At 64.4% G+C, this 20,328-nt stretch carries 17 protein-coding genes; 4 read left to right on the top strand and 13 right to left on the bottom strand.

Annotated features, from left to right (window positions below; all coding sequences use genetic code 11):
- Positions 1-62: 62 nt before the first annotated feature.
- Complete coding sequence (locus tag ACU6XJ_RS21340) at positions 63-1,301, bottom strand: class I SAM-dependent methyltransferase (RefSeq protein WP_476314528.1); 1,239 nt, start codon at positions 1,299-1,301, stop codon at positions 63-65.
- A 76-nt stretch (positions 1,302-1,377) separates the two neighbouring features.
- Positions 1,378-2,064, bottom strand: coding sequence for an NUDIX domain-containing protein (locus ACU6XJ_RS21335; RefSeq protein ID WP_476314525.1), 687 nt, complete (start codon positions 2,062-2,064; stop codon positions 1,378-1,380).
- 98 nt (positions 2,065-2,162) lie between these two features.
- Between ACU6XJ_RS21335 and ACU6XJ_RS21330 the strand changes: the two genes are divergently transcribed.
- Positions 2,163-3,188: an aldo/keto reductase gene (locus tag ACU6XJ_RS21330; protein ID WP_476314522.1), complete on the top strand. Its 1,026-nt coding sequence runs from the start codon at positions 2,163-2,165 to the stop codon at positions 3,186-3,188.
- Positions 3,189-3,284: 96 nt separating this feature from the next.
- Here the strand turns inward: ACU6XJ_RS21330 and ACU6XJ_RS21325 are convergent, their stop codons facing one another.
- Positions 3,285-3,704: an SgcJ/EcaC family oxidoreductase gene (locus ACU6XJ_RS21325; protein ID WP_476314519.1), complete on the bottom strand. Its 420-nt coding sequence runs from the start codon at positions 3,702-3,704 to the stop codon at positions 3,285-3,287.
- Between the two features lie 23 nt (positions 3,705-3,727).
- The gene (locus tag ACU6XJ_RS21320; RefSeq protein ID WP_476314517.1) at positions 3,728-4,888 is read right to left on the bottom strand and encodes an acyl-CoA dehydrogenase family protein; all 1,161 of its coding nucleotides are present in this window, start codon (positions 4,886-4,888) and stop codon (positions 3,728-3,730) included.
- 264 nt (positions 4,889-5,152) lie between these two features.
- Here ACU6XJ_RS21320 and ACU6XJ_RS21315 point away from each other — a divergent pair, with 264 nt between their 5' ends.
- From ACU6XJ_RS21315 to ACU6XJ_RS21305, 3 genes are all read left to right on the top strand, one after another.
- On the top strand, positions 5,153-5,710 hold the full coding sequence (locus ACU6XJ_RS21315; RefSeq protein ID WP_476318566.1) for a DUF5987 family protein: 558 nt from the start codon (positions 5,153-5,155) through the stop codon (positions 5,708-5,710).
- A complete protein-coding gene (locus ACU6XJ_RS21310; protein WP_476314514.1) occupies positions 5,707-7,365 on the top strand; it encodes an FAD-dependent oxidoreductase in 1,659 nt (552 codons plus the stop codon). Before ACU6XJ_RS21315 ends, ACU6XJ_RS21310 begins: the two co-directional genes overlap by 4 nt.
- 172 nt (positions 7,366-7,537) lie before the next feature.
- A complete protein-coding gene (locus ACU6XJ_RS21305; protein WP_476314511.1) occupies positions 7,538-8,953 on the top strand; it encodes a nucleotide disphospho-sugar-binding domain-containing protein in 1,416 nt (471 codons plus the stop codon).
- Positions 8,954-9,020: 67 nt separating this feature from the next.
- Here the strand turns inward: ACU6XJ_RS21305 and ACU6XJ_RS21300 are convergent, their stop codons facing one another.
- From ACU6XJ_RS21300 to ACU6XJ_RS21260, 9 genes are all read right to left on the bottom strand, one after another.
- Positions 9,021-10,007 carry an NAD-dependent epimerase/dehydratase family protein gene (locus tag ACU6XJ_RS21300; protein WP_476314508.1) on the bottom strand — a complete coding sequence of 329 codons (987 nt, stop codon included), beginning with the start codon at positions 10,005-10,007 and terminating at the stop codon, positions 9,021-9,023.
- Positions 10,007-11,392, bottom strand: coding sequence for a nucleotide sugar dehydrogenase (locus ACU6XJ_RS21295; RefSeq protein WP_476314505.1), 1,386 nt, complete (start codon positions 11,390-11,392; stop codon positions 10,007-10,009). Before ACU6XJ_RS21295 ends, ACU6XJ_RS21300 begins: the two co-directional genes overlap by 1 nt.
- 124 nt (positions 11,393-11,516) lie before the next feature.
- A complete protein-coding gene (locus ACU6XJ_RS21290; RefSeq protein ID WP_476314502.1) occupies positions 11,517-12,527 on the bottom strand; it encodes a carboxymuconolactone decarboxylase family protein in 1,011 nt (336 codons plus the stop codon).
- Between the two features lie 2 nt (positions 12,528-12,529).
- Complete coding sequence (locus ACU6XJ_RS21285) at positions 12,530-13,705, bottom strand: class I SAM-dependent methyltransferase (RefSeq protein WP_476314499.1); 1,176 nt, start codon at positions 13,703-13,705, stop codon at positions 12,530-12,532.
- Positions 13,706-13,741: 36 nt separating this feature from the next.
- On the bottom strand, positions 13,742-15,118 hold the full coding sequence (locus tag ACU6XJ_RS21280; protein WP_476318564.1) for a cytochrome P450: 1,377 nt from the start codon (positions 15,116-15,118) through the stop codon (positions 13,742-13,744).
- On the bottom strand, positions 15,118-16,107 hold the full coding sequence (locus ACU6XJ_RS21275; RefSeq protein ID WP_476314496.1) for an enediyne biosynthesis protein: 990 nt from the start codon (positions 16,105-16,107) through the stop codon (positions 15,118-15,120). The genes ACU6XJ_RS21280 and ACU6XJ_RS21275 overlap by 1 nt, the downstream gene beginning before the upstream one ends.
- 5 nt (positions 16,108-16,112) lie before the next feature.
- On the bottom strand, positions 16,113-18,074 hold the full coding sequence (locus ACU6XJ_RS21270; RefSeq protein WP_476314493.1) for a CRTAC1 family protein: 1,962 nt from the start codon (positions 18,072-18,074) through the stop codon (positions 16,113-16,115).
- Complete coding sequence (locus tag ACU6XJ_RS21265; protein WP_476314490.1) at positions 18,071-19,036, bottom strand: DUF1702 family protein; 966 nt, start codon at positions 19,034-19,036, stop codon at positions 18,071-18,073. The genes ACU6XJ_RS21270 and ACU6XJ_RS21265 overlap by 4 nt, the downstream gene beginning before the upstream one ends.
- A 92-nt stretch (positions 19,037-19,128) precedes the next feature.
- A complete protein-coding gene (locus ACU6XJ_RS21260) occupies positions 19,129-20,187 on the bottom strand; it encodes a DUF1702 family protein (RefSeq protein ID WP_476314487.1) in 1,059 nt (352 codons plus the stop codon).
- Between the last annotated feature and the right edge of the window lie 141 nt (positions 20,188-20,328).

Raw genomic sequence — 20,328 nt, 5'->3', positions numbered from 1 at the left:
CCGGCCGCGCCGGTTTCCAGCAATACGCTCGAATCTCCGGAGCGCCGCTTCTGCACTTGCTCCTAGCTCATCACCTTTGGTTCTGGAAGCGGGACGATAAATTTCCCGGTGAACCCCTCCATACGCAGGCGAGAAACCAATTCATCGGTTATGTGCCAGGAAAGCAATAGGGCGTATTCCGGCTGATCCGGGCCGCAAAGGTGCTCCTGGTGGCGAATAGGAATGTGTGTACCAGGAGACAATTTTCCTATTTTTCGCGGACTGATCTCTGAAATGAATTCGATGTCTTCCGGCCCCAGCGAGCAGAAATTGAGCAAAGTCACCGCACGAGCGGGGGAAGAAGCGGCAGCCACTCGGGAGCCGTCGCTTTTCAACTCCTTGAGCAAGGCGAGCAAATTTTTCCGGTGATCCTCCACCTGGACGGCAAACCGCTCGTACGTCGCCATATCAGTAAGACCGAGAGCATCCTCGTTACCGCGAAGCGCCCTGACGGATTCGCGCACCTCGTGCATGCCGGCAAACCCCGCATACACGCGGATTGAACCACCATGAGTTGGAATCCGGTCGACATGAAAGATTTCCAACCCGTGGCGCTCGAAAGCAACTTGGAGCGCAGTGAGGGAATAGTACCTGGAATGCTCATGGTAGGCGAAATCGTATTGCATCGTTTCGAGAAGATCAGGCAGATAATGGGACTCTGAAACAAACGTCCCGTCATTTGCGAGAATCGTGCTCGCGCCTGCCAGAAAGTCAGCCAGATCGGTGATGTGAGCCAAGGTGTTAAGCGCCAGGAAAAGATCGGCTGGACGATTCTCCCGGAGCAGTCGCGACGCAAGCTCCACACTGAAGAATTCCTTGACGACTGGTGATCCCGCTGACGAATCAGAACCGTTGGGATCAACCCCGAGGACATCGAAACCATGTTTAGCCAACTCGTCCAGCAAGCTGCCGTCATTGCTTCCGATTTCTACTGCGAAGTAGCGCTTCGAGCCATGATCGGGTCGTGCCTGGTGAAATTCTGCCAGGACCTCCGCAAGTTCCCGAAGGTGCCTGCGGTACCCCCCGGTCAGCCCCGCAAGATGATGGTAGTCGCCAGAGAAGAGGATTCGGTCACTGACCGGGTCCATCACTTGAACCAGACTACACCGCGGGCAAAAACCAAGGTGGAGCGGCCAACTTTGTTCTTTCTCGATCTCTGAGGAATTTTCCAGAAAGAGACAAGCCGGCTGCCGGCCAAGCGACAAGAATTCAGTGACTTCGACATCTTGACACGTCTGACAGAACGTTGTGACGTTACCCACGGCCCACTCCCACTCTGAACAAATGATGCTCACCCGTTGGCTTCAAGCAAACCGACCGCCGATCACCATGATCTGGTCAACCAAATTCATGCAACATCAACAGCGCATAGGCGGCCAGCGTAGAATTGTCTTTTATCTGACCCCTGTGAATCATCTGCTTAAATTCTGATCGCAACACCCAGCGGTGTTGCATATCTTGCTCGCTGATCTCACGATCGGGTACTCCCTGCACTAGCTCGGTGGCCACGACAACGTGAAATCTCTGACTCGATGCACCATGCCAGCTGAACAGACTCCCCAAATCGGTAAAGGACTGGGCACGCAATCCGGTCTCCTCGGCCAGTTCAGCGCGGGCCAATTCGATCGGGTCGACCGGGCGCCAATCCGGGAAAGAGCCCTGAGGAAACTCCCAGAACCGTCCGGCAACTGGATACCGGTACTGGGAGACCAGATGAAATCCATCGTTTTCAGTTGGCACGATCACTGCGAAGTCCGGCCGATCTATTACCGAATAGATACCCCGTGAACCATCCTGACGCTCGATCTGATCCTCTCGCAGTGCCAGCCAGGGGTTGCGATAGACCTCCCGAGACGAAAGCTGGCGCACCGGCAGAAGGTCACCATCCGTAAGCTCGGTCATCACACAATCTCCAGTTCCCCACTGCTCGGCCTGCAACGGTCGGATGAGCTCGAACGCTAATCGGCCCGCCTGCTTCGCCGCGTCTTCGCGCTTGCCTGCGCCGCGCCGGGTCCCTGCGGGCACCGATTTGGACGTCGCAGCACCACGAGACCGCACGGTCTGAGAAGAAAACGAGCAGGCAATCAACAAATCTTGCTCTGGGAACGAGCCGTCCGCCGACGGTGTCGTCCGGAGAGGCGACGGGAGGACATAGCCGCGTGAACCGTCAGATCTCGTTCGGCCGCACCGGTCTTCGAGTCGGCAGGCTGGCGATAGGAACGGTGAACTTCGGCGGACGCACCGAAGAACCCGAGGCACGCCGAATCCTGGACACGGCGTTGGCACACGATATGAACTTGATCGACACCGCCGACATGTACGGGTGGAGGGTGCACCGGGGTTATACCGAGGAACTGATTGGCCGCTGGCTGGCGGGCTCGTCCCGGCGTCGTGATGATGTCATCATCGCGACCAAGGTCGGTGAGCCGATGGGCGACGGCCCCAACGATCAAGGGCTGTCCGCACATCACATCATTCGAGGCTGCGAGGCGTCGCTGCGGCGACTCGGGACCGACACGATCGATCTATACCAAATGCACCGGTACGACCCGGACGTCTGCTGGGAAGTGGTGTGGCAAGCCATGAGCCAGTTGATCTCCCAGGGCAAGGTCCGCTATGTCGGATCGTCGAATTTCGCCGGCTGGCACATCGCAGGCGCTCAACATGCGGCCCACCAGCGCGGACTGGTCGGCTTGGTCTCCGAACAGTGCATATACAACCTGCTCACCCGGGAACCGGAATTGGAGATCTTGCCCGCTGCCCGTGCGTACGACCTCGCAGTGCTGGCCTGGGCGCCGCTGCATGGCGGGCTGCTGAGCGGAGCGATACGCAAGGCGCGGGACGGCACGGGTGCGAAGTCGGCGCAAGGGCGTTCCGCGTCGGCGTTACCGGTCAATCGGCCCGCCATCGAGCGGTACGAGCAGGTGTGTGCCGAGCTGGGACGTGGTCCAGCGGAGGTCGGACTGGCCTGGGTGCTCTCGCGGCCGAACGGCGTCATTCCGGTGATCGGTCCACGCACCGTCGGTCAGTTGGAGAGTGCGCTGCGGGCACTCGACACCCCGCTGTCCACCGAGACACTCGACCAGCTGGAGAAAATCTTTCCTCCGGTCGGTCACGGTGGCCCCGCCCCGCGTGCCTGGATCGACTGAACATCGTCCGCCGCGGCCATGACAATGAGAACCACGCGATGATGACGTAGGTCGTTGTCCACTGAAGCGGACAACGACCTACATCCTTCTCGCCGGTCAGGCAGCCCCGTTGGCCGCGCTCGGGTCGTGGAGCGGAGAGTTCTGGTAGGCGAACAGGCGCCACTGCCCATCCTGGCGGGTGACCAACCAGGAGGCCCGGATGGCGCCGCTGTCGGATACCTCGGTCTCACCTGGTTGCAGAACGCCACCCTTGCTCAGCAGGATCGCGGCGTCCGGGCCGAGAGCCCGGATGCTGATCGGGCTCCCGGTGACCTGGGTGCCCTTGAACCGGCCTGCGAACGCCTCCTCCATATAAGAACGGACCTGGTCCCGACCGGCGCAGAAAACACCGGGAAGGATCATGGTGCCGTCGTCGGTGAAGACACTGGCAAAGGTTTCCGCGTCCGCGTACGCCCAGGCGGCCACGACTTTCTGGGTCAGCGCGGCGATCGCTGCGTTGTCTGCGTCGGTGGTCATGCTGTCCTAGTCCTTTCTGACAGTCAGATGTAAAGCGTGTTCGGCTCAAGGCCACACAGCACCCGGCCGTACAGTTCCCTGTTCGTGTTCGGGTTCAGGAGGGCGTGCATGCTGACCGCTTGAACGTCCCGATTGATCCGTTGGATGGGGATTCCGGAGTAAATGGAAGATCCGCCGCTGGCGGAGGCGAAAATATCCACTGCTTCCTTGGCCAACCCGACCACCGCACCGACGTCGGCTCGTGCCTTGACTCGCTCTTCGAGCTTCCACTCGGCGCCGGTTTCGCATTTGGCGTCGACCAGGTTCGCGATCCGGCGCGCATGAAAGTCGGACTCGTCGATCTTCATCGCCGCCGAGGCCACCTGGAGGTGGGTAATCGGCGCCTCGCGTTGACTTTCGTACCCGGTATAGGTGATCTTGCGGTCCGGCAGCCGGTGTAAGAAGGCATCGCGAGCGCCGTTCGCCATACCCACAATGGCTCCGACCGAGGCTGCCGAGGCCATGGGCAACAGCGGTCCACGATAGACGGGTGAGTCACTATTCACCGCGGGGTTGGCCAGGCCTTCCAGCACAACGGGCAGCGGCAGGACGCGTTCCTGGGGAATGAACAGGTCCTTTGCCACCGTGCTCACACTGCCGGTACCGCGCAGTCCGGACGTCTGCCAATCGTCCACGATCAACAGATCCGCCATCGGTACCAGGGCCATCACCGGGTAGGGCTCTCCCGTCGGCGGCACCAGGATCGCGATGATCTCCTGCCAATGAGCGTGGTGCGCGCCGCTGATGAACCCCCACTTGCCGTTCACGACGATGCCGCCATCGACCGGCGCGGCCATAGCCGACGGGCTCAACGTGCCGCACACCCGGACATCCGGCGTGGCGAACACCTCGTCCTGCACCTCACCCGGGAACTGGCACGCCATCCAGGTCGGAATCCAGTAGACCGACGCGACCCACCCGGTCGACGCGCATCCCCGTCCGAGCTCGATACCGACCTCGAGCAGCGTGCGACAGTCCGCCTCATATCCGCCGTACCGCGTGGGACGACGCAACTTGAACACGCCGACATCGGCCAGCGCTTCGACCGTCTCCTCGTGCAGGCGGCGGTTCTCCTCGGCCCAAGCCGCATGCTTATGCAGGAGCGGAATCAAATCCGAAGCCTTGCGCACGAGTTCCTCGCGCACCGGGATCGTTGTAGCCAACTTAGCCTCCAAGCAACGGAACCAGCGAGAACGAACACCAAGTGACGCAAGGCTCGGCCGACGTGCGCCGATTCGAGCCTGTCCCGACTGGGCCCCTCGCGCATCTCCCGACTTGCCCGGTCTCCTGGCAAATGGCTCCGATGGCAGTCGAGAAGACGCGCCCCTCGACACCGAACTGCTCCCCTGTAGAACGCGGTCCCCTCAGCCGCCGCCACTGACCAGGGAGGAAATCGCGTGGAAGTGGATCTGTCATCCGAGGAAAGCGTCAAGGTCGCGACGCTGGAAGCATTCGCGGACACCATCGTCCCGGGCGAGAAGCGAACTCCCGATGATCGCGCTGTCGCAGGCGTCGTCACCGGTGGAGGCGCGGTCGCCGCGGGCGCGCTCGAACTGCTGAACACATCGGCCACCGGCATCACCGAGGGGCTCGATTACCTCGCATCCGCGCTGAACAATCATGCGGGCACCTTCGCCAAGGAACGAGGGCTCACACTCGACCAGGATCTGCCTGCATTCGTGGCCCTGTCGTTCGAGCACAGAATGGCGCTGGTTCATCAGCTCACCGTTCCCGGTTACCCGGAAAGGGACGGTTGGATCGCGCTCGCCATGTTCTGCAACATGGCCTTCGACAGCGCGGCGCACATGCACACCGCCGACGCGATAGCCGCCGGGCACCCTGGACTGCTCGCCATGGGGTGGGGACCACCGGATCAGGATGGGCTCTGGCGCTTCCCTTCCTATTCCTACGGTCGGAAATTGGCGGAACTCCACCCCGACACGACACCCTCAGGGAGCCCGGCATGACCAGTCCGGACAGCACCGATGTCCTCATCGTCGGCAGCGGGTTCGGCGGCGCGATTACCGCCTACCACCTGGCCGCCGGTGGTGCGAAGGTCACCATCCTGGAACGTGGGCCGTGGCTGGAGAGTCACGAGTTCGAACACGACTTCCTGCTCGGCACATCCTCCACCCGGATCTTCGACTTCGTCGTTGGCGACGGGATGAGCATCCTCGGCGGCAACTGTGTCGGCGGCGGCAGCGTGGTGTACTTCGCCGCGATGCCGCGGGCTCCTCGATTCGTGTTCGAGCGTCACGGCAGCATCGGACGCAGGATGTGGCCCGCCGGGATCACCCGCGACACGCTGGATCCTTGGTACGACAGGGTTTCCGAGGCACTTCCGGTATACAAGCAGGACTGGTCCGAGGTGTCCTATGCCGGTGGTCTGTGGGCGGCGGCCTGCCACCATTCCGGCCGCACGGCGAACCCGGCCCCGGTCGCGGTGGACAACTCTCGCTGCACCAACTGCAACTGGATGATGGCGGGCTGCCGCTTCGACGCGAAGCGCTCCCTGCTCACGAACTACCTGCCCGCGGCGCTGGCGCATGGCGCGAAGATCCGTCCGCTGCACGAGGTGCAGAAGCTGGAGCGCACCGATGACGGCGGATACCGGGTGCACTACAACACCATCGACGTCGAGGACTACCGAGTGCACACCGGCGGCGGAACCATCGACGCGAAGATGGTGATCCTCGCGGCGGGGGCAGGCGCCACCCCGGTCATCCTGCAACGCTCCGAGCCAAGCCTCGGCACGATTCCCCACGCCGTCGGACGGTATTTCTCCGGGAACGGCGAGCGCCTGAACACCGCGGTGCTCAACGAAGACCGGGTACGCGAGGTACTGGGACTCAGCCGCAGCGCCGACGTGGCCTATGAGGCCAATCAGATCGGCAAGGGCCCCACGGTGGCCTGTTGGGACCGGTTGGACGGCACCCTGCCGGAATACTCGCGCTACTCGCTGGAACAGCTGTACTTCCCACCAGGGCTTGGCACCACTCTCGCCCAGGCCCCCGGTGAGGAAGCACCTGCCTGGTTCGGCGCGAAGAAAAAGGAAATGCTCGAGCGCTGGAAGTCCTGGTTGATCATCTTCCAGATGGTCGAAGACGACAACGAGGGTGTCTTCGGCCCGCCGCCGCCGACCGGCAACGCCTACCGCATTTCGCAGCAGATGCTCGGCAGGGGCCCGCTGAGCTACGACCCGACGGAGAACACCCGCCGGGCCTGGGCGATGGCGGACGCGGAGTGCAAGGAGATCCTGGAAAAGGACGGCCTGGCCACGGTCACCGCGTGGACCAACGACGTCATCGGCGCCTACACCGTGCATCCCCTGGCCTCCTGTCGCATCGGCGACGATCCGGCGACCTCGGCCCTGCACCCCAATCACGAGCTTCGTGGGCATCCGGGCATCTTCGTCACCGATGGCTCGTCGGTGCCCGGCGCGCTGACGGTGAACCCGGCGATGACCATCGCCGCACTCGCCGAGCGCGCGGTGCCGGGCATCGTCCGTGCCGCGCAGGAACGGGGTATCGAGGTCACCTATGGTGCCCCGTCACCGGACGGCGCGACCAGTGGTCGCCGCGGGGTGGCGAAACTGGCCTTGGTCACCGAAGAACAACGCTGACCACACCGGCTCGAAGCAGCGTGCTCGAAACAATCCGAGACGTCGGGGTTCTCTCGCCTCGGAATGCACCAACAGCGGATAGAAATACCGCAAATAAGGAGGCGTGTCGTCCCGTTGCTGTCGCGACGATGGTTCCGTAGGGGATGAACCGCTTTCGGGGCAAGGAGTGTTGATGCGAGTTCTGTTCTGTGTCTACCCTAATTCGCGGGCGCATTTGTATCCGGTCGTTCCGATGGCGTGGGCTTTGCAGAGCGCGGGCCATGAGGTGCGGGTGGCCACACACGCCAGCGCGGTCGATCAGGTCGTCGCCGCGGGCCTGACGCCGGTCCCCCTCGGTGATCCCCATCAGCCGCTGGTACGGGAAACGGCCGACTGCGATCCCCCGAAACACCCGGACGAGGTGGAGCAGTACGCCGAGATCTTGGGGCTCAGCCCGGAAGACAAGGAACACTGGATCACCTACTTCCAGGTGATGCTCTGTCCTAGTTCGGACTATATCCGGGTGGACCGGCCGGAGCCGGAGGACCTTATTCGCTTCGCGCAGACCTGGCAGCCGGACCTGATCGTCTGGGATCCGGTCTTTCCGGCAGGAGGCATCGCGGCTCGGATCGCCGGTGCGGCGCATTGCCGACAGCCCATCGGACAGGACCTCTTCGCCTGGTCGATGGACCGACTCGCCGAACATCGCGATGAACTCGTTGCCGCTGGGCTCGACCCGAATCCGATGGCCACTCTGCTTCAGCCGTTGGCCGAGAAACATGGACTCACCGTCGATGACGATCTGCTGTACGGCCAGTGGACGACCGAGACCATGCTCGACGGATTCCGGCTGCCGACGAGCACCAGGAAGCTGCTCATCCGGCACGTGCCCTACGGAGACCCCAAGCCCCTCCCCGACTGGCTGTATCAGGATCATCCGCCACGAGTGGCCTTCACCCTGGGCGAGTCGACTCGCAGGTTCGTGGTCGGCGACTGGGACCGAACCCCCAAGATCATGAAGGCGCTGGACGGGCTCGACATCGAGGTGCTGGCCACACTCACCGACCGGCAGCTTCATGGCGTGGAGCGGGTACCGGACAATGTGCGCGCGTTCGAATGGCTCAACCTCCAGCACGTTCTGCCCACGTGTTCGTCCATCATCCATCATGGCGGCAATGGAACGTTCATGAGCGCGCTGGTCGCCAAAGTTCCCCAGCTCGTCTGTGACATCGAAGGCGAAACGCTGTTGATGCGCCTTATCGAGAGTGATCCGGGCCGGATGGATGTCGGTACAGTCCGCAGCGGCCTCGAACTCGATGTCTCCGAGCCGGGCGAGATCGAGAAGCCCGCAACGCTGTGGGAACTACCGGCCAAGAAGCTGGAGGCGACTCCGGTATCCGAATTCATGATCGCCAAGGGCGCGGGAGCGCGGCTGGACCACCGGGCACAGTCGATCTCCGAGATGCGTGAGCTGATCTGGCATGTCACCACGGATGCCGGCTATCGGGAACGTGCGGCGATGTTGTACGAGGAGTGGGCCGCCATGCCGAGCCCAGGTGAGGTCATTCCGGCGCTGGAGCGACTGGTCGCCGCGCACCGCCGCCGCTAGCCATCTCCCGGCCATGGAGAGAGCGCGTCGCAGCCGAAGCAATCCGGCTGCGGCGCACTCGCGCTAGTCAGGCTGCCCCCTTATCGGGGAGACTGAGCCACCAGTTGTTGGCCCGTGCCCACTCGATGGTCTTGCCCAACCCATCGTGCAAGGAAGTCTCCGGACGCCAGCCAAGCACCCGGCCTGCCTTGGCGTTATCCGGTACCCGTCGACTGAGGTCCTGATAGGACGCTCCCAGCTTTTCCGCGGTGTCGACCTCGACGATGACCTTGGAGCCGGTGAGCTCGGCGATGTGTCGCACGGCTTCTCCCACCGTCGTCTCCACCATGCTGCCGATGTTGAATACCTGGCCTGTCGCGCCGCCGTGGTCCCCAGCACGAATGGTTCCCTCGACGGCGTCGTCGACGTAGGTGAAACAGCGGGTCTGCCGCCCGTCGTCATAGATCACCAATGGGCGGCCGTTGACCGCCCGGTGCACCGAGCGGCTGACGACATAGGCGGGACGCTGCCGCGGGCCGTACACGTTGAAGTAGCGCACGATCGTTGCTTCGAGGCCGAATTGCCGCGCGAAGGCAAAGGTCACATGCTCAGCCAGGGCTTTGCTTGAGGAGTAAGACCATCGATCCGATGATGTCGGACCGAGCACCCGGTCGCTGTCCTCCGCCCACGGCACCGCGGGATTCTTGCCGAATACCTCACTGGTCGAACTGAGTACCACCTTGGCCCCGGTGTGACGAGCGGCTTCGAGCACATTGCGGGTACCGGAGAGGTTGATGTCGATGACATCCAGCGGCCGGGCCAGGTACTGATCGACCCCGACCACAGCGGCGAGGTGATAGATCACGTCGGCGCCCGCGGCCGCACGGCCGAGCGCCTCGCCATCACGCAGATCTCCCTCGAGATACCGCACCCCATCATGGGCACCCTCCTGCGGGGAAGCCACGTCGAAAACCGTCACCTCATCACCACGGTCCCGTAACCGCTCGACCAGGTGATGCCCGATGAACCCCGCACCGCCGGTGACGAGAACAGACTTCTGTTTCGGCTCGGCCATCAACTGGCCTCTGCCCGTGCCGGGTCGCCCAACGCGTCGCCGCGACCGATTCCGCGGTAGACGTATCCCGACGCGATGAGCTGTGCGATATACGCTTTGGGGTAGTAGGCACGTCCGTCGAAGACGATGCACTGGTCGGCCACCGGCAATACCCGGAAGTCGATATCGGCGAAGTCCCGGTGAAACGCCAGCACTGCCACACAGTCGGCCTCCCGCACGGTGTCCTCTACCGTCGCAGAGGGTGCGATCCCGAAGAGAGCCTGGACCTCCTCGGCGTCGACAAGCGGATCGTGCACGCGCACAGTGACCCCGACTTTCGCGAGCGCTTTCACGGTGCCCACAGTGGGTGTCGCGCGTAGATCACCGGTGTTGTTCTTGAACGAGAGTCCCAGGACTCCCACTGTCGACTGTGCCGGGTCCTTACCTTGGCGCAACAACTCGTCCACGATCAGCTGAGCGGCGTACTCCGGCATGTCGGTGTTGACCTCGCGGCCGACTGCCGCTGTACGAATGTCCACGCCGCGTTGTTTCGCCGACTTCCAGACCATCCATGGGTCTTTGGTCAGGCAAGATCCTCCGACGCCCACGCTCGGCGACAGGATGTTGAGGTTCCCGTTTCCCTTCGGAATCATATTGGCGGCGGACACGACGTCGAGAACATCCACGCCAAAGAGCGCGCAGAACTTGGCCAGCTCATTGGCTAGGGCGATGTTGAGGTCAATCCACCAGTTGCTCGCCAACTTCACGATTTCCGCGGTTTCCAATGAGTCCAGGCGAACGACTTCAACATCCAGCGCCATTCGCCAGAACTCGGTGACGTCTCGGACACTGTCCTCGTCGTAGCCGCCTGCCGCGATCGGGAAGGTGCGCAACTCAGCCAGCGCGGTCCCTTCGGCGAGGCGTTCGGGGGTGACCGCCAGTCCGAAGTCGACACCGCAACGCAGGCCGCTGCGTTCCAGCTCCGGCAACATGATGTGCCTGGTCGTACCTGGCGGGACGGTGCTCTTCAGCACCACGAGTTGCCCGGGTCTCAGATGGGGACGCAGTGCTCGGCAGGCGCCGCGCAGCTGCTCATCGAACAGGGAGCCGTCTTCGCGCACGGGAGTACCGACACAGATGAGGATCACATCCGCCGCCGCGCTCTCGGCGAAGTCGGTGGTCACCCGCAGTCGGCCCGCCTCGATGCCACGGAAGACCAGTTCGGCCAGCCCCGGTTCTTCCAGGCGAAAGAATCCTTGTGCGAGTTCCTCGGGCAATCGCGCGTCGGTGTCGATCGCGACGACATCAAATCCACGATCAGCCAGTGTCGCGGATATGCACGAGCCGACGTAACCAAATCCGATAACAGCGACCGCGGGGTGCCCGTCCTCAGGCAGAAATCGCATCCGCGCCTCCAATCAGTGGTCGTGGCCTGGAGACAGGCCACCGGCTACCGATCATTTTTCTGCGAAACGGAGCACAAATCTCCTTCTCACGTGCTGACGAATACGTATCCCGGAGATCCGCTCGTCAGGCGAGCCAGGTGCTGATCCGGCGGGCGGCGGCCATGCTCGCCCAGGAGGCCAGTTCCACCAGCGTGACGTCATCCGCTCCGGTGCGCCTGAAGGCGTCCACCATGCCCTCGTCGACCTGATAGGAGGCGAACACCACGGCCAGTGCCAGCCGTCCGGCGGGCTGTTCCGTGTCCGGCAGCCCGGCAACCGCACTGTCCATCCAGGACCGGCTGATACCGGGAGCTGTTCCGTCCCAAGCAGACAGTCGACTGTGGACGAGTGCACGGACCTCGTCAGGTACCGACCGCGCACCCGCGGCATCAATCGCCGCGAAGGCGCGGGCGAACGCCTCGGCGACAACGGGACTGCCCTCCGCCCAGCCCAGGTCGCCTGCCACCGGCGCGGCGGGCAGCAGTTCCAGCGAGGCCCCCAGTCGCGGGCCGCAGGCGGCCGAGGATCTCAGCACACCGCCGAGCACTTGCTTGGCCTTCGGCTTCGCATTCTCCGGGACGTGCGCGGGGAACGGTGAGTCGCGCAGGAAGATGTTGACCATGCGGTTGTAGTAGTGGAACGCCACGGCGACACCGATCAACTCGGCCACCTGGTCGGGTGGGCACGGTAACGCTGCACCACCGTTCGCCGTCGCGCTCTCCTGCGCCCAGACGCTCAGCGGATCGCTGGCGGTTGCGTCTCGTCCGGTGATGGCGTCCAGCGTCATGCCGTGCACGTCGAGGCAGTAGGGACAGCTGTTGGCCTGCGACACCCCGACCGCCACGGCCTCCTTGCTCGCCCGATCGGCGTTCCCGTCCGCGAGCAAGGTCTCCCGGAGGATCATCCATGAGGCCGCCATCGCGTGCGGCGCCACGGAGTGGAGCGCCACAGGAGGCGCGAGCATGCCGAAATCGCGCTCTACCTGCCGATAGATCTCGGCCACCAATCCCGTGGCCCGGCGACGCGGAACGACCGGCACATGGCGGGTGTCCCGGAGTGACCTACGCACTGCCAGGCGGACCAAACCTGCGACCATCCTCAGCTCCTGTCGGTTGCGTCCCGGCGAGCTATCACCGCACCCACTACGAAGTCCGGGTACTGCTCGGCGATGGCATCGACATCGGGAAAGATCGTCACGTCGCCCAGCCCCGCAGCCTCGAACGTGGCATGCCAGGCCGCCGGGGTCAGGAACCCGTGCGTCGGCCGTCGTACCGGATCTGTGATGACGTCGGTGAACGTGTCCAGAAAATCGAAGATGATCTCGGCGTGGATGGAGCGCGCCAGCTTGGTGGGACGCACGCATTCGGACACGACGACAGCCCCACCGGGTTTGAGCGCTTTGGCGGCCTCGGCGACGACGAAATCGAGGTCGGGTGCCACGTGGAAGCAGTTGACGGAGTAGACCACATCGAATGTGCCCGGCTCGACGCCCTGTTCGGCCCAGGATTTCGTCATGTCCAACCTGGCCGTCTCGAGGACCGTGGACCGTGACGCGGCTGCCTTCGCCACCTGGTCGCCGAATCGCGCGAAGGTCTCGGCGACCTCGGTGAACCGGTATCGCGCGATACCGGAGCCGAGTTGGGTGAGAGCCCACTCCGCCGCGCTGCCGCAGCCGCCCCCGACCTCAAGGATTTCCAACGGGCCCTTGAGCCGGGAGAGGGCCTCGGCCCCGATCTTGTTGTTGATCGCGTACAAGATGTTGTCGTTGGAGAAGTAGTTCAGCCAGAGCTGGAGCTTCGCAGGCGCGAACAGGATCTCGTCACCGGTCACCTCGCCGCGGAAGAACCGTGGCGCGCCGTCGACCAGCGTGCGGAGGATCTCCACGACAACGGCGGCGCCGGGCTCCGCATCGACGAGTTCGGCCGCCACCGCCTCGAAATCCGCCGCAGGCACCGTCCCCGGATAAAAGCGATCGTTCTCGGATCCGAGAATCTTCGCGTCACGAAGCTTCTCGTAGAGAGCCCGCAAGGCGATCGTGCGGCGCCAAGGGATCGCCAGCTCCCTTTTGGCCTGATGAACCGTCATGCCCTGGGCAGGCGGAAGTGCGCCCATCAAGGACAAGATGCGATACGCGGTCGCGTCGACGAGGCGGCCAAAGGTCTCATTCGCCGCCAGGAACCGGGTGGGGAACAGCTCCCGGCACCGCTCGTCGGTGATGGCGGCCCTCAGCTTCGAGAATTCTCCCGCCTTCGGATGTCCGACGAGATCAGTCATGGTGTATCGGCACCTTCCTCACGTTGGCCACGACGATCACGCTGCCGAATCGTCCGTGGCCGACTCCCACCGGTCGACCAGCATGGCGAGGCCGCCCCCCATGCGCAGCGACAACATCGGCTCCGGCTCGGGATGGCTGCCGGGTATTTCCACCAGACGCAGATCGCGCATCAGGGTGGAGATGATGAAGGTGGCCTCCATCATCCCCAGGTGGTTCCCCACGCAGAACCGGGGACCGGCGCCGAACGGGATGTAGGCGTAGCGGGGCCGGTCGGAGGCCGCGTCCGGATCGAACCGCTGCGGGTCGAACCGTTCCGGATCGGCCCAGTACCTCGGGTGCCGGTGCAACAGGTACGGGCAGATCAGGACCTCACCCCCGGCCGGGACGTGGTAGCCGCCGACCTCGTCGGCCTCCAGCGCCCGCCTCGGCAGGATCCAGACCGGCGGATACAGCCGCATGGCCTCCTGGAGCACCATGTTCGTGTAGGGAAGGGCGGTCAGGTCCTCGAAAGTCGGCCGACGATCGCCGTACACGGCCACCGCCTCCTCGTGTAGCCGCTGCCGAACTCGCGGATGCCGTCCGATCAGATGCAGCGTCCAGCCGACGGTGCTGGCCGTCGTCTCGTGCCCGGCCAGCAGCAGGGTCACCAGTTCGTCCCGCATGCGGCCGTCGGCGACCCGCTTGTCGGTCTCCTTGCCGGTGGAGGCGATGAGCCGGGTCAGCACATCGTCACCCGATTCGGACGGGCCTGCTTTCCGCTGCGCCACCAGGGCTTTCACGATCCGCTCGAGATCGGCGCGAGCCTTGCGGAACTTCCGCTGCCGCTTCGATGGCAGCCAGTGCGGTACCAGGCCCAGGGTCTCCATCTCGAACATGGCCTGATCCTGGACGACCTCGAAGGAGTGGCTGATGGTGTGGAACGCGCCGAGGTCGGCATCGAGCAGCGTCTCCCCCAGCACCCCCAGGGTCACGGTGGTGACCTCGGACAGCACATCCACCGGCAGGCCGGTGCCCTGATGGGCGCGCAGCCGGTCGACCAGGCCAAGCGCCTCGTCCACGATCACGTCCGCCTTGGCGGCGATCCGCTTGTGTTGGAAAACCGGTTGGATGGTGCGGCGCTGCTCCTTCCACAGCGTGCCCTCGCTGGTCAGCAACCCGTCGCCCATCGCCCTCTTGGCCTCGGTGTACCCGATGCCCTTGTGGTAGTTGGCGGCGTTGTCCGCGAGCACGTGCTTGGCATGGTCGGGGTGGTTGAAGATGTAGAGCTTCTTCGGACCGATCGCCACCCGGACCGCGTCGCCGTGCTCGGCGACCGCGCGGCCCATCAGCCCGAGCCGGTCCGCACGCAGATCCCGAAGGATCGCCAGGGCCTCCGTCCGCGGAGGCCCTGGCGGTACCCGGCCGGCGACCATCACGCCGCCACCTGCTGAGACTTCGATCCTTCGACGACGGAACCGTTCGAGTTACCGGCTCCGTTGGCGAGTTGCCCGGCCTCGAACTGCTTCCGTGACCTGTCCACGAAGTGCAGGCCCCACAGGAACAGTCCACGGATCAGGCAGACGATCGCGGTGGCGAAGAACAGCCCGTAGGCGATGTGCGCCACCATGAACAACCCGTAGAAAATCGCCACACCCGCGCCGAACACGAACTGCGCGCCCGGCTTGGACGGCGTGGTGCCGGGGTCGGTCACCATGTAGTTGGTGTAGAGCACGAACGCGACACCGGTCATCACGGTCAACGCGCTGGGAATGGCCGTGTCGAACAGCAGACCACGCAGGATCGCCTGTAGTACGAAGAAACTCAGCCAGCCTGCGATGAGCCACATTCGCTTGGTCAGCATGGCGTTGAGCACGGTGCCGGACACGAGAATGATCCCCACGAGAATCCAGCTGCCCACGTCGTTGAGGTGCTCGGTGAAGTGGTACGGCGGCGCGATGCTGCCCCACGGGAACAGGATCAGGATGATCAGGATCCCGAAGTTGGACGGGTTCATGTAATGCCGCAGTTGGCCCCGCACCGGGGCCCGCAGTATCCACTTGGTGGCCACCGCGAAGACCACCCCGAACATCATGACCCAGATCCGGTCGTTGACGTAGATCAGCATGTTCAGCGCGAGGCTGGTGATGTGCGCGGGCAACAGGAACTCGATCAGCCCCTTGAGGCCGCCACCAAGGTAACGGGGCGCGCGGCCCTCGACCCTGGCGCCGATCGCCTCGAGTACCAACTCGGTGGCGTAACCGGTCGCCAGCGCCACGAACGGCCACGTCCACGGCTGCTCGAAACCGAGGAACAGGTAACCGGCGATGTTGAAGACCGAGATCGAGATGGCGAACCTGCGTAACGCGATGATGACCTTGGGATCATGCCGCTTCGGGGAAGCGGACGTAGTCGGGACGCTCATGCCTCTCACTTCTCCTTGGCCTGGTCGCCGAGCACGAAGGTGTGGCGGCCCTGGCTGAGCCGAAGCTCCTGCTCGTGGGCCTTGCCTTGGCGGTCGCGCCACTTCAGCTGCACCTGAACCGGGCCCTGCGCATCGCCGAGTCCGATGTGCACCTCGTTGCTGCGTCGGCCCGCGTGTCCGCTGCTGCCGTCCACTCGCTCGATGTACTTCTTGCCGTCCGCCGTGGTCACGGTCACCTGGGCGCCGACCACCGGGGATCCGGGTGCGAGTGCGCTGCCCGGCGAGGACGGCTGGTCGTGCAGGAGTCGCAGGTCGAGGTAGCCACCGGTGTCCGGGGCCTTGTTCTCGTAGAAGATCGGTGCGTCGAACTGCCGGGCGATCGCCATATCGAGCCTGCCGTCACCGTCGGCGTCGCCGACGGCGATTCCCCTGGTGGGTACCGGTATGGCGAGACCCAGCTCGGGAGCCAGGTCGGTGTAGCGACCATCGGCGCCCTTGGCGAACAGGTGTAGCGCCTGGTCTCCCGCCAGGTCGTCCCCGGCGTTGGTGTTCGGCCACAGGCTCGGCGGAGCGACGAGGGCGTCATTGGCCATGGCCAGCTCCTGTAGCTGTGGCCAGCGGTTGGTGTAGCCCTTGACGAACCCGTTGGACACGGCGATGTCCAGCTCGCCCCGGTTGGCGAAGTCCGCCATCTTGACGTCCCAGCTCCATCCGGACCAGGCGGTGCCGTCCTCCCCGCTGTCGTCCCGGAACGGCGCTTTCCCGCTGCTGAGCTGGGCTCGCAGATCTGCCTGGTCCTTGGCCGTGTTGATGTAGTGGAAGTTGCTCTCCACGATGCCCCAACCCGTGGTCAGGTTGGTGACGAACATGTTGAACATGCCCTTGTGACTGGTATCGCCGAAGTCGACACCCATGCCCTTGAACGAGTCGTTGGCGATCCGCTTGGACTTCGGCGTGCCCGGCGTGCGATCGGTTGTTGCGGTGTTGAACTTGACCTGACCCGGCTTCGACACGTTGTACAGCAGATAGTCGGGGCCGAAGTCGTTGGCGATGTAGATCTCCGGCAGCAGATCGCCGTCGAGGTCGGTGGCGCTGGTCGCCAGGGTCCAGCCGAACCGGGCGTCCCCGGGAATCGCGTCCTCGGCGAGTTCGAAGGTGGCCGTCGGGTGCTCACCCGCGGTGGCGCCCTTGAACCGGTAGATGTACTTCCCGCCGCTGTTGGTGGCGTGCGACAGCGAGTGGTTCATCGTCACATCGCCGTCTTTGCTCGGATCGAGCACCGGGCCGTCCGGGAAGTAGTTGCCGATGAAGACGCTGAGATGACCGCTGCCGTCGAAGTCGCCGATGGTGGCGGCGTTGCTGTTCCACTGTGGACCGGTGTACCTGCCATTGGAGCTGACTCCCGGCACCAGTTCCACGGGCTCGAACGAGTCGGCGGCGAGCGTGCCGTGCTCGGCCTTCTGTAGGTACAGGATCGGAGTACGGCCCCAGTTGTAGACCAGCAGGTCCATCCTGGCGTCCTCGTTGAAGTCCCCGGGGACGCATCCCATGGGTGCCATGGTGTCGTCCATCGGCAGCGGCGACGGGTCGAGCGCGATCGGCGGATAACGCTTGTCGTTCTTGCCCGGCGTCGGCGTGATCACCACCTGATCGGTGCGTGAATCGACCAGGCACAGGTCGTTGGGCAGCCCATCACCGTCAAGATCGTTCATGGCGATGGCGGCACCCACCGAGGACACCCACGCGTCGATGTGCTTGTACGCCTGGTTGACCTTCCTGATCGACTGCTGCTTGTCCGCGGCCGGGAGCGCGAGGCTGTGCCCGGCGAACGAGTAGTTGCCCGCCAGCTCGTTCTTGTCCTCCGCCGAACTTTCCGGCAGCCGGACCAGGAAGAACATGGTGACGATGAGCACGAGTGCGATGACTCCGGTCAACTGCCTGCGCAGCAGGCCATGTAACGCCCTCACGGGTTCACCCCTCCCACGGAAACGAACTCCTTGGCGACCCGCTGCCGCCACACTTCATAGGCGGGCACGTCGCCTTCGACCTGGTCGACGGGACGCATCGTGTCCGCAAGCCGCGCCGCGTCCTGCGGCGTCGTCTCGCACAGCACCTTGGTGGCCAGACCGGTGTGCGCGGGGACGATGCCGACGCTCACCCTGGCCTGTGCGGCGAACGCGGAGGCCTGCGCCAGGTTGCTCGCGTACCCGCCCGCGCGGCGGGCCAACGTGCGCAGCTCCGTCTCGTCGACGCCACCGGCATAGGTCGCGGCCAGCCCGGCACCGCTGTAGAGATTGCCGCGGCGGGACTCGGGGAACGCTTCGATCTGGTCGGCGACCCGGTCGGGGTCGGTGCCGCAGACGAACCACATGGCCCGGCCGATGCCCTGGTCGATCGCGTCGTTGGCGTAGGACGCATGCCTGCCACCAGGCCAGGGAAAGGCCGGGTCCCGGTATTGCCCTTCGACATAGCGAGCGGTGTGGAAATAGGCCTGGTGGAAGCCGTAGCCGTCAAGCACCAGTGGCAGCAGGAGCGGATCGATGTCCGCGGGCTTGGGCCAGCGGAATCGCGGCAGCCTGGCCATCGCCCAACCGACACCGACATAGATCAGGTAGCGGTAGGTGTCGCCGAGCGGACGTCGCAGGAACCGCTGGACGTTGTCCGAGCGACCGAACGGCAGTCCGTCGAGCATGGCGAGGGCCATACCCGCGCCCTCGTAGGCGAATCCTCGGAGCCAGTCCGGGATCTGCTCAAGCCGACGCTCCGCATCGGCGGGCGTGCCGGCTTCCATCGCGTACGCGTACCCTTCCAGAAAGGCCTTTCCGATGCTTTCAAGCCTTTCCTGCGCAGCAGGAGACTTCCTGTAGAACCCTCGCTTCTCAAGGCTCGTCTCAGACACGTTCGGCGTCAGCAAACGGCGACGCAGCATTCGCCACGAGCTACTCAATTTAGCTCCCCAAGTTCGATCAACCGGTGCCGTTACGGCGATAAGAATGACAGGTCCACGCCACAGACACTTCTTTACATTTGCCCGGCATCACGGCGTGCCAGAAGCGTGTGCTGATCACTGCGCTCTGCATCGGAAATTTCATCGTCCGTAAAATGATCACGAATTCTGTTGCGCAATCGCTCGTAAGGCGGAACATCATTTCCGAGCGAGTCGGCCGCACCGCTCACCTCGGCCTCAGCCTGATCGACGAGCAGATCCGCCGCTGCCACGGACAGCGCGGAGAACACCTCGACGGCCATCGCCGAGTACTCCGGCACATACCCGGCGAGCGTCCGCCCCTTCAATGCCAGGAGCGCGCCGAGCGCAACCTGTGGCCGGTGTGGACCGGCCGACACCAGCATCGTGGCCAGTCCATCGGCCGGACATCCACCGGCGAAGGTCGCGGCCAGACCCACCCCGCTCCACAGGTCCGGCCTGCGGTCGGCGGGGAACCGCGCGACGGCCGCGGTCACCGCCGCCGGATCGGCACCGTTGATGAACCACAGCGCCCGCCCGATGCCCTGATCCACCGCACGCGAAAAGTAGTCAGGCGAACCCTGCCACGGGTAGGGCGATGGTCTCCGCTGCTCGTCGACGTACCGCCGGGTGTGGAAATAGGCCAGGTCGAAGCCGTATCCGTCCACGGCCAGCCAGGTCATCATGGGGTAGTAGGGCAACCCGGTCAGGTCGGGCACGATGGTGCGCCAGAGTGGCCGAGGCAACCGCGCCATCGCGAACCCGATGCCGATGTAGGCGAGCAGCAGATGTGGCGCACCAGGCCCCATGAGCAGATCGCGAGTACGCAGGCCCCTACCGCCCGCCATCGCATCGCGGACGGTGAACGCCATCGTCGCGCCCTCGTAGGCGAAGCCTCGCTGCTCCTGCTCCACCAGCGCCAGCCGCCGTTCCACCTCCCGTAGACCGCCTTCGGCCATCCCCCATTCGAACCCGCACACCACCGCCTGCGGGATCGACTCCAACCGCTCGGCGACCGGCGAGCCCGCCGCGGGGAACCCGCGTTCGGCGAAACCGACGGCGGACAACCGGGGCGCCAGGATCAACTGGCGCAATGATCCGAGAAACGACTGCATCGATTCCTCCCATGACGGTGGCTTCACCAGAGTGAGCCGGGAGGCGGTGCTGTCGCATCTCCCCGAGTGCCCGTCTTCGAACTTGCCATTCCACAATCTCAGCGTTTCAGAAGAAGGCATTCAGCGGAACGCCGGTGCACG

This window comes from Actinorectispora metalli (genome assembly GCF_056323685.1).
The sequence above is the reverse complement of the archived record's forward strand: the minus strand, read 5'-3'. Positions and strand labels throughout refer to the sequence as shown.

Bases quoted from the DNA above. Each gene is read 5' to 3' on its own strand.
- ACU6XJ_RS21285 (WP_476314499.1), bottom strand. From the start codon at position 13,705: ATGACTGATCTCGTCGGACATCCGAAGGCGGGAGAATTCTCGAAGCTG.
- ACU6XJ_RS21295 (WP_476314505.1), bottom strand. From the start codon at position 11,392: ATGCGATTTCTGCCTGAGGACGGGCACCCCGCGGTCGCTGTTATCGGA.
- ACU6XJ_RS21260 (WP_476314487.1), bottom strand. From the start codon at position 20,187: ATGCAGTCGTTTCTCGGATCATTGCGCCAGTTGATCCTGGCGCCCCGG.
- ACU6XJ_RS21265 (WP_476314490.1), bottom strand. From the start codon at position 19,036: ATGCTGCGTCGCCGTTTGCTGACGCCGAACGTGTCTGAGACGAGCCTT.
- ACU6XJ_RS21305 (WP_476314511.1), top strand. From the start codon at position 7,538: ATGCGAGTTCTGTTCTGTGTCTACCCTAATTCGCGGGCGCATTTGTAT.
- ACU6XJ_RS21310 (WP_476314514.1), top strand. From the start codon at position 5,707: ATGACCAGTCCGGACAGCACCGATGTCCTCATCGTCGGCAGCGGGTTC.
- ACU6XJ_RS21300 (WP_476314508.1), bottom strand. From the start codon at position 10,007: ATGGCCGAGCCGAAACAGAAGTCTGTTCTCGTCACCGGCGGTGCGGGG.
- ACU6XJ_RS21325 (WP_476314519.1), bottom strand. From the start codon at position 3,704: ATGACCACCGACGCAGACAACGCAGCGATCGCCGCGCTGACCCAGAAA.
- ACU6XJ_RS21275 (WP_476314496.1), bottom strand. From the start codon at position 16,107: ATGAGCGTCCCGACTACGTCCGCTTCCCCGAAGCGGCATGATCCCAAG.
- ACU6XJ_RS21290 (WP_476314502.1), bottom strand. From the start codon at position 12,527: ATGGTCGCAGGTTTGGTCCGCCTGGCAGTGCGTAGGTCACTCCGGGAC.
- ACU6XJ_RS21280 (WP_476318564.1), bottom strand. From the start codon at position 15,118: ATGGTCGCCGGCCGGGTACCGCCAGGGCCTCCGCGGACGGAGGCCCTG.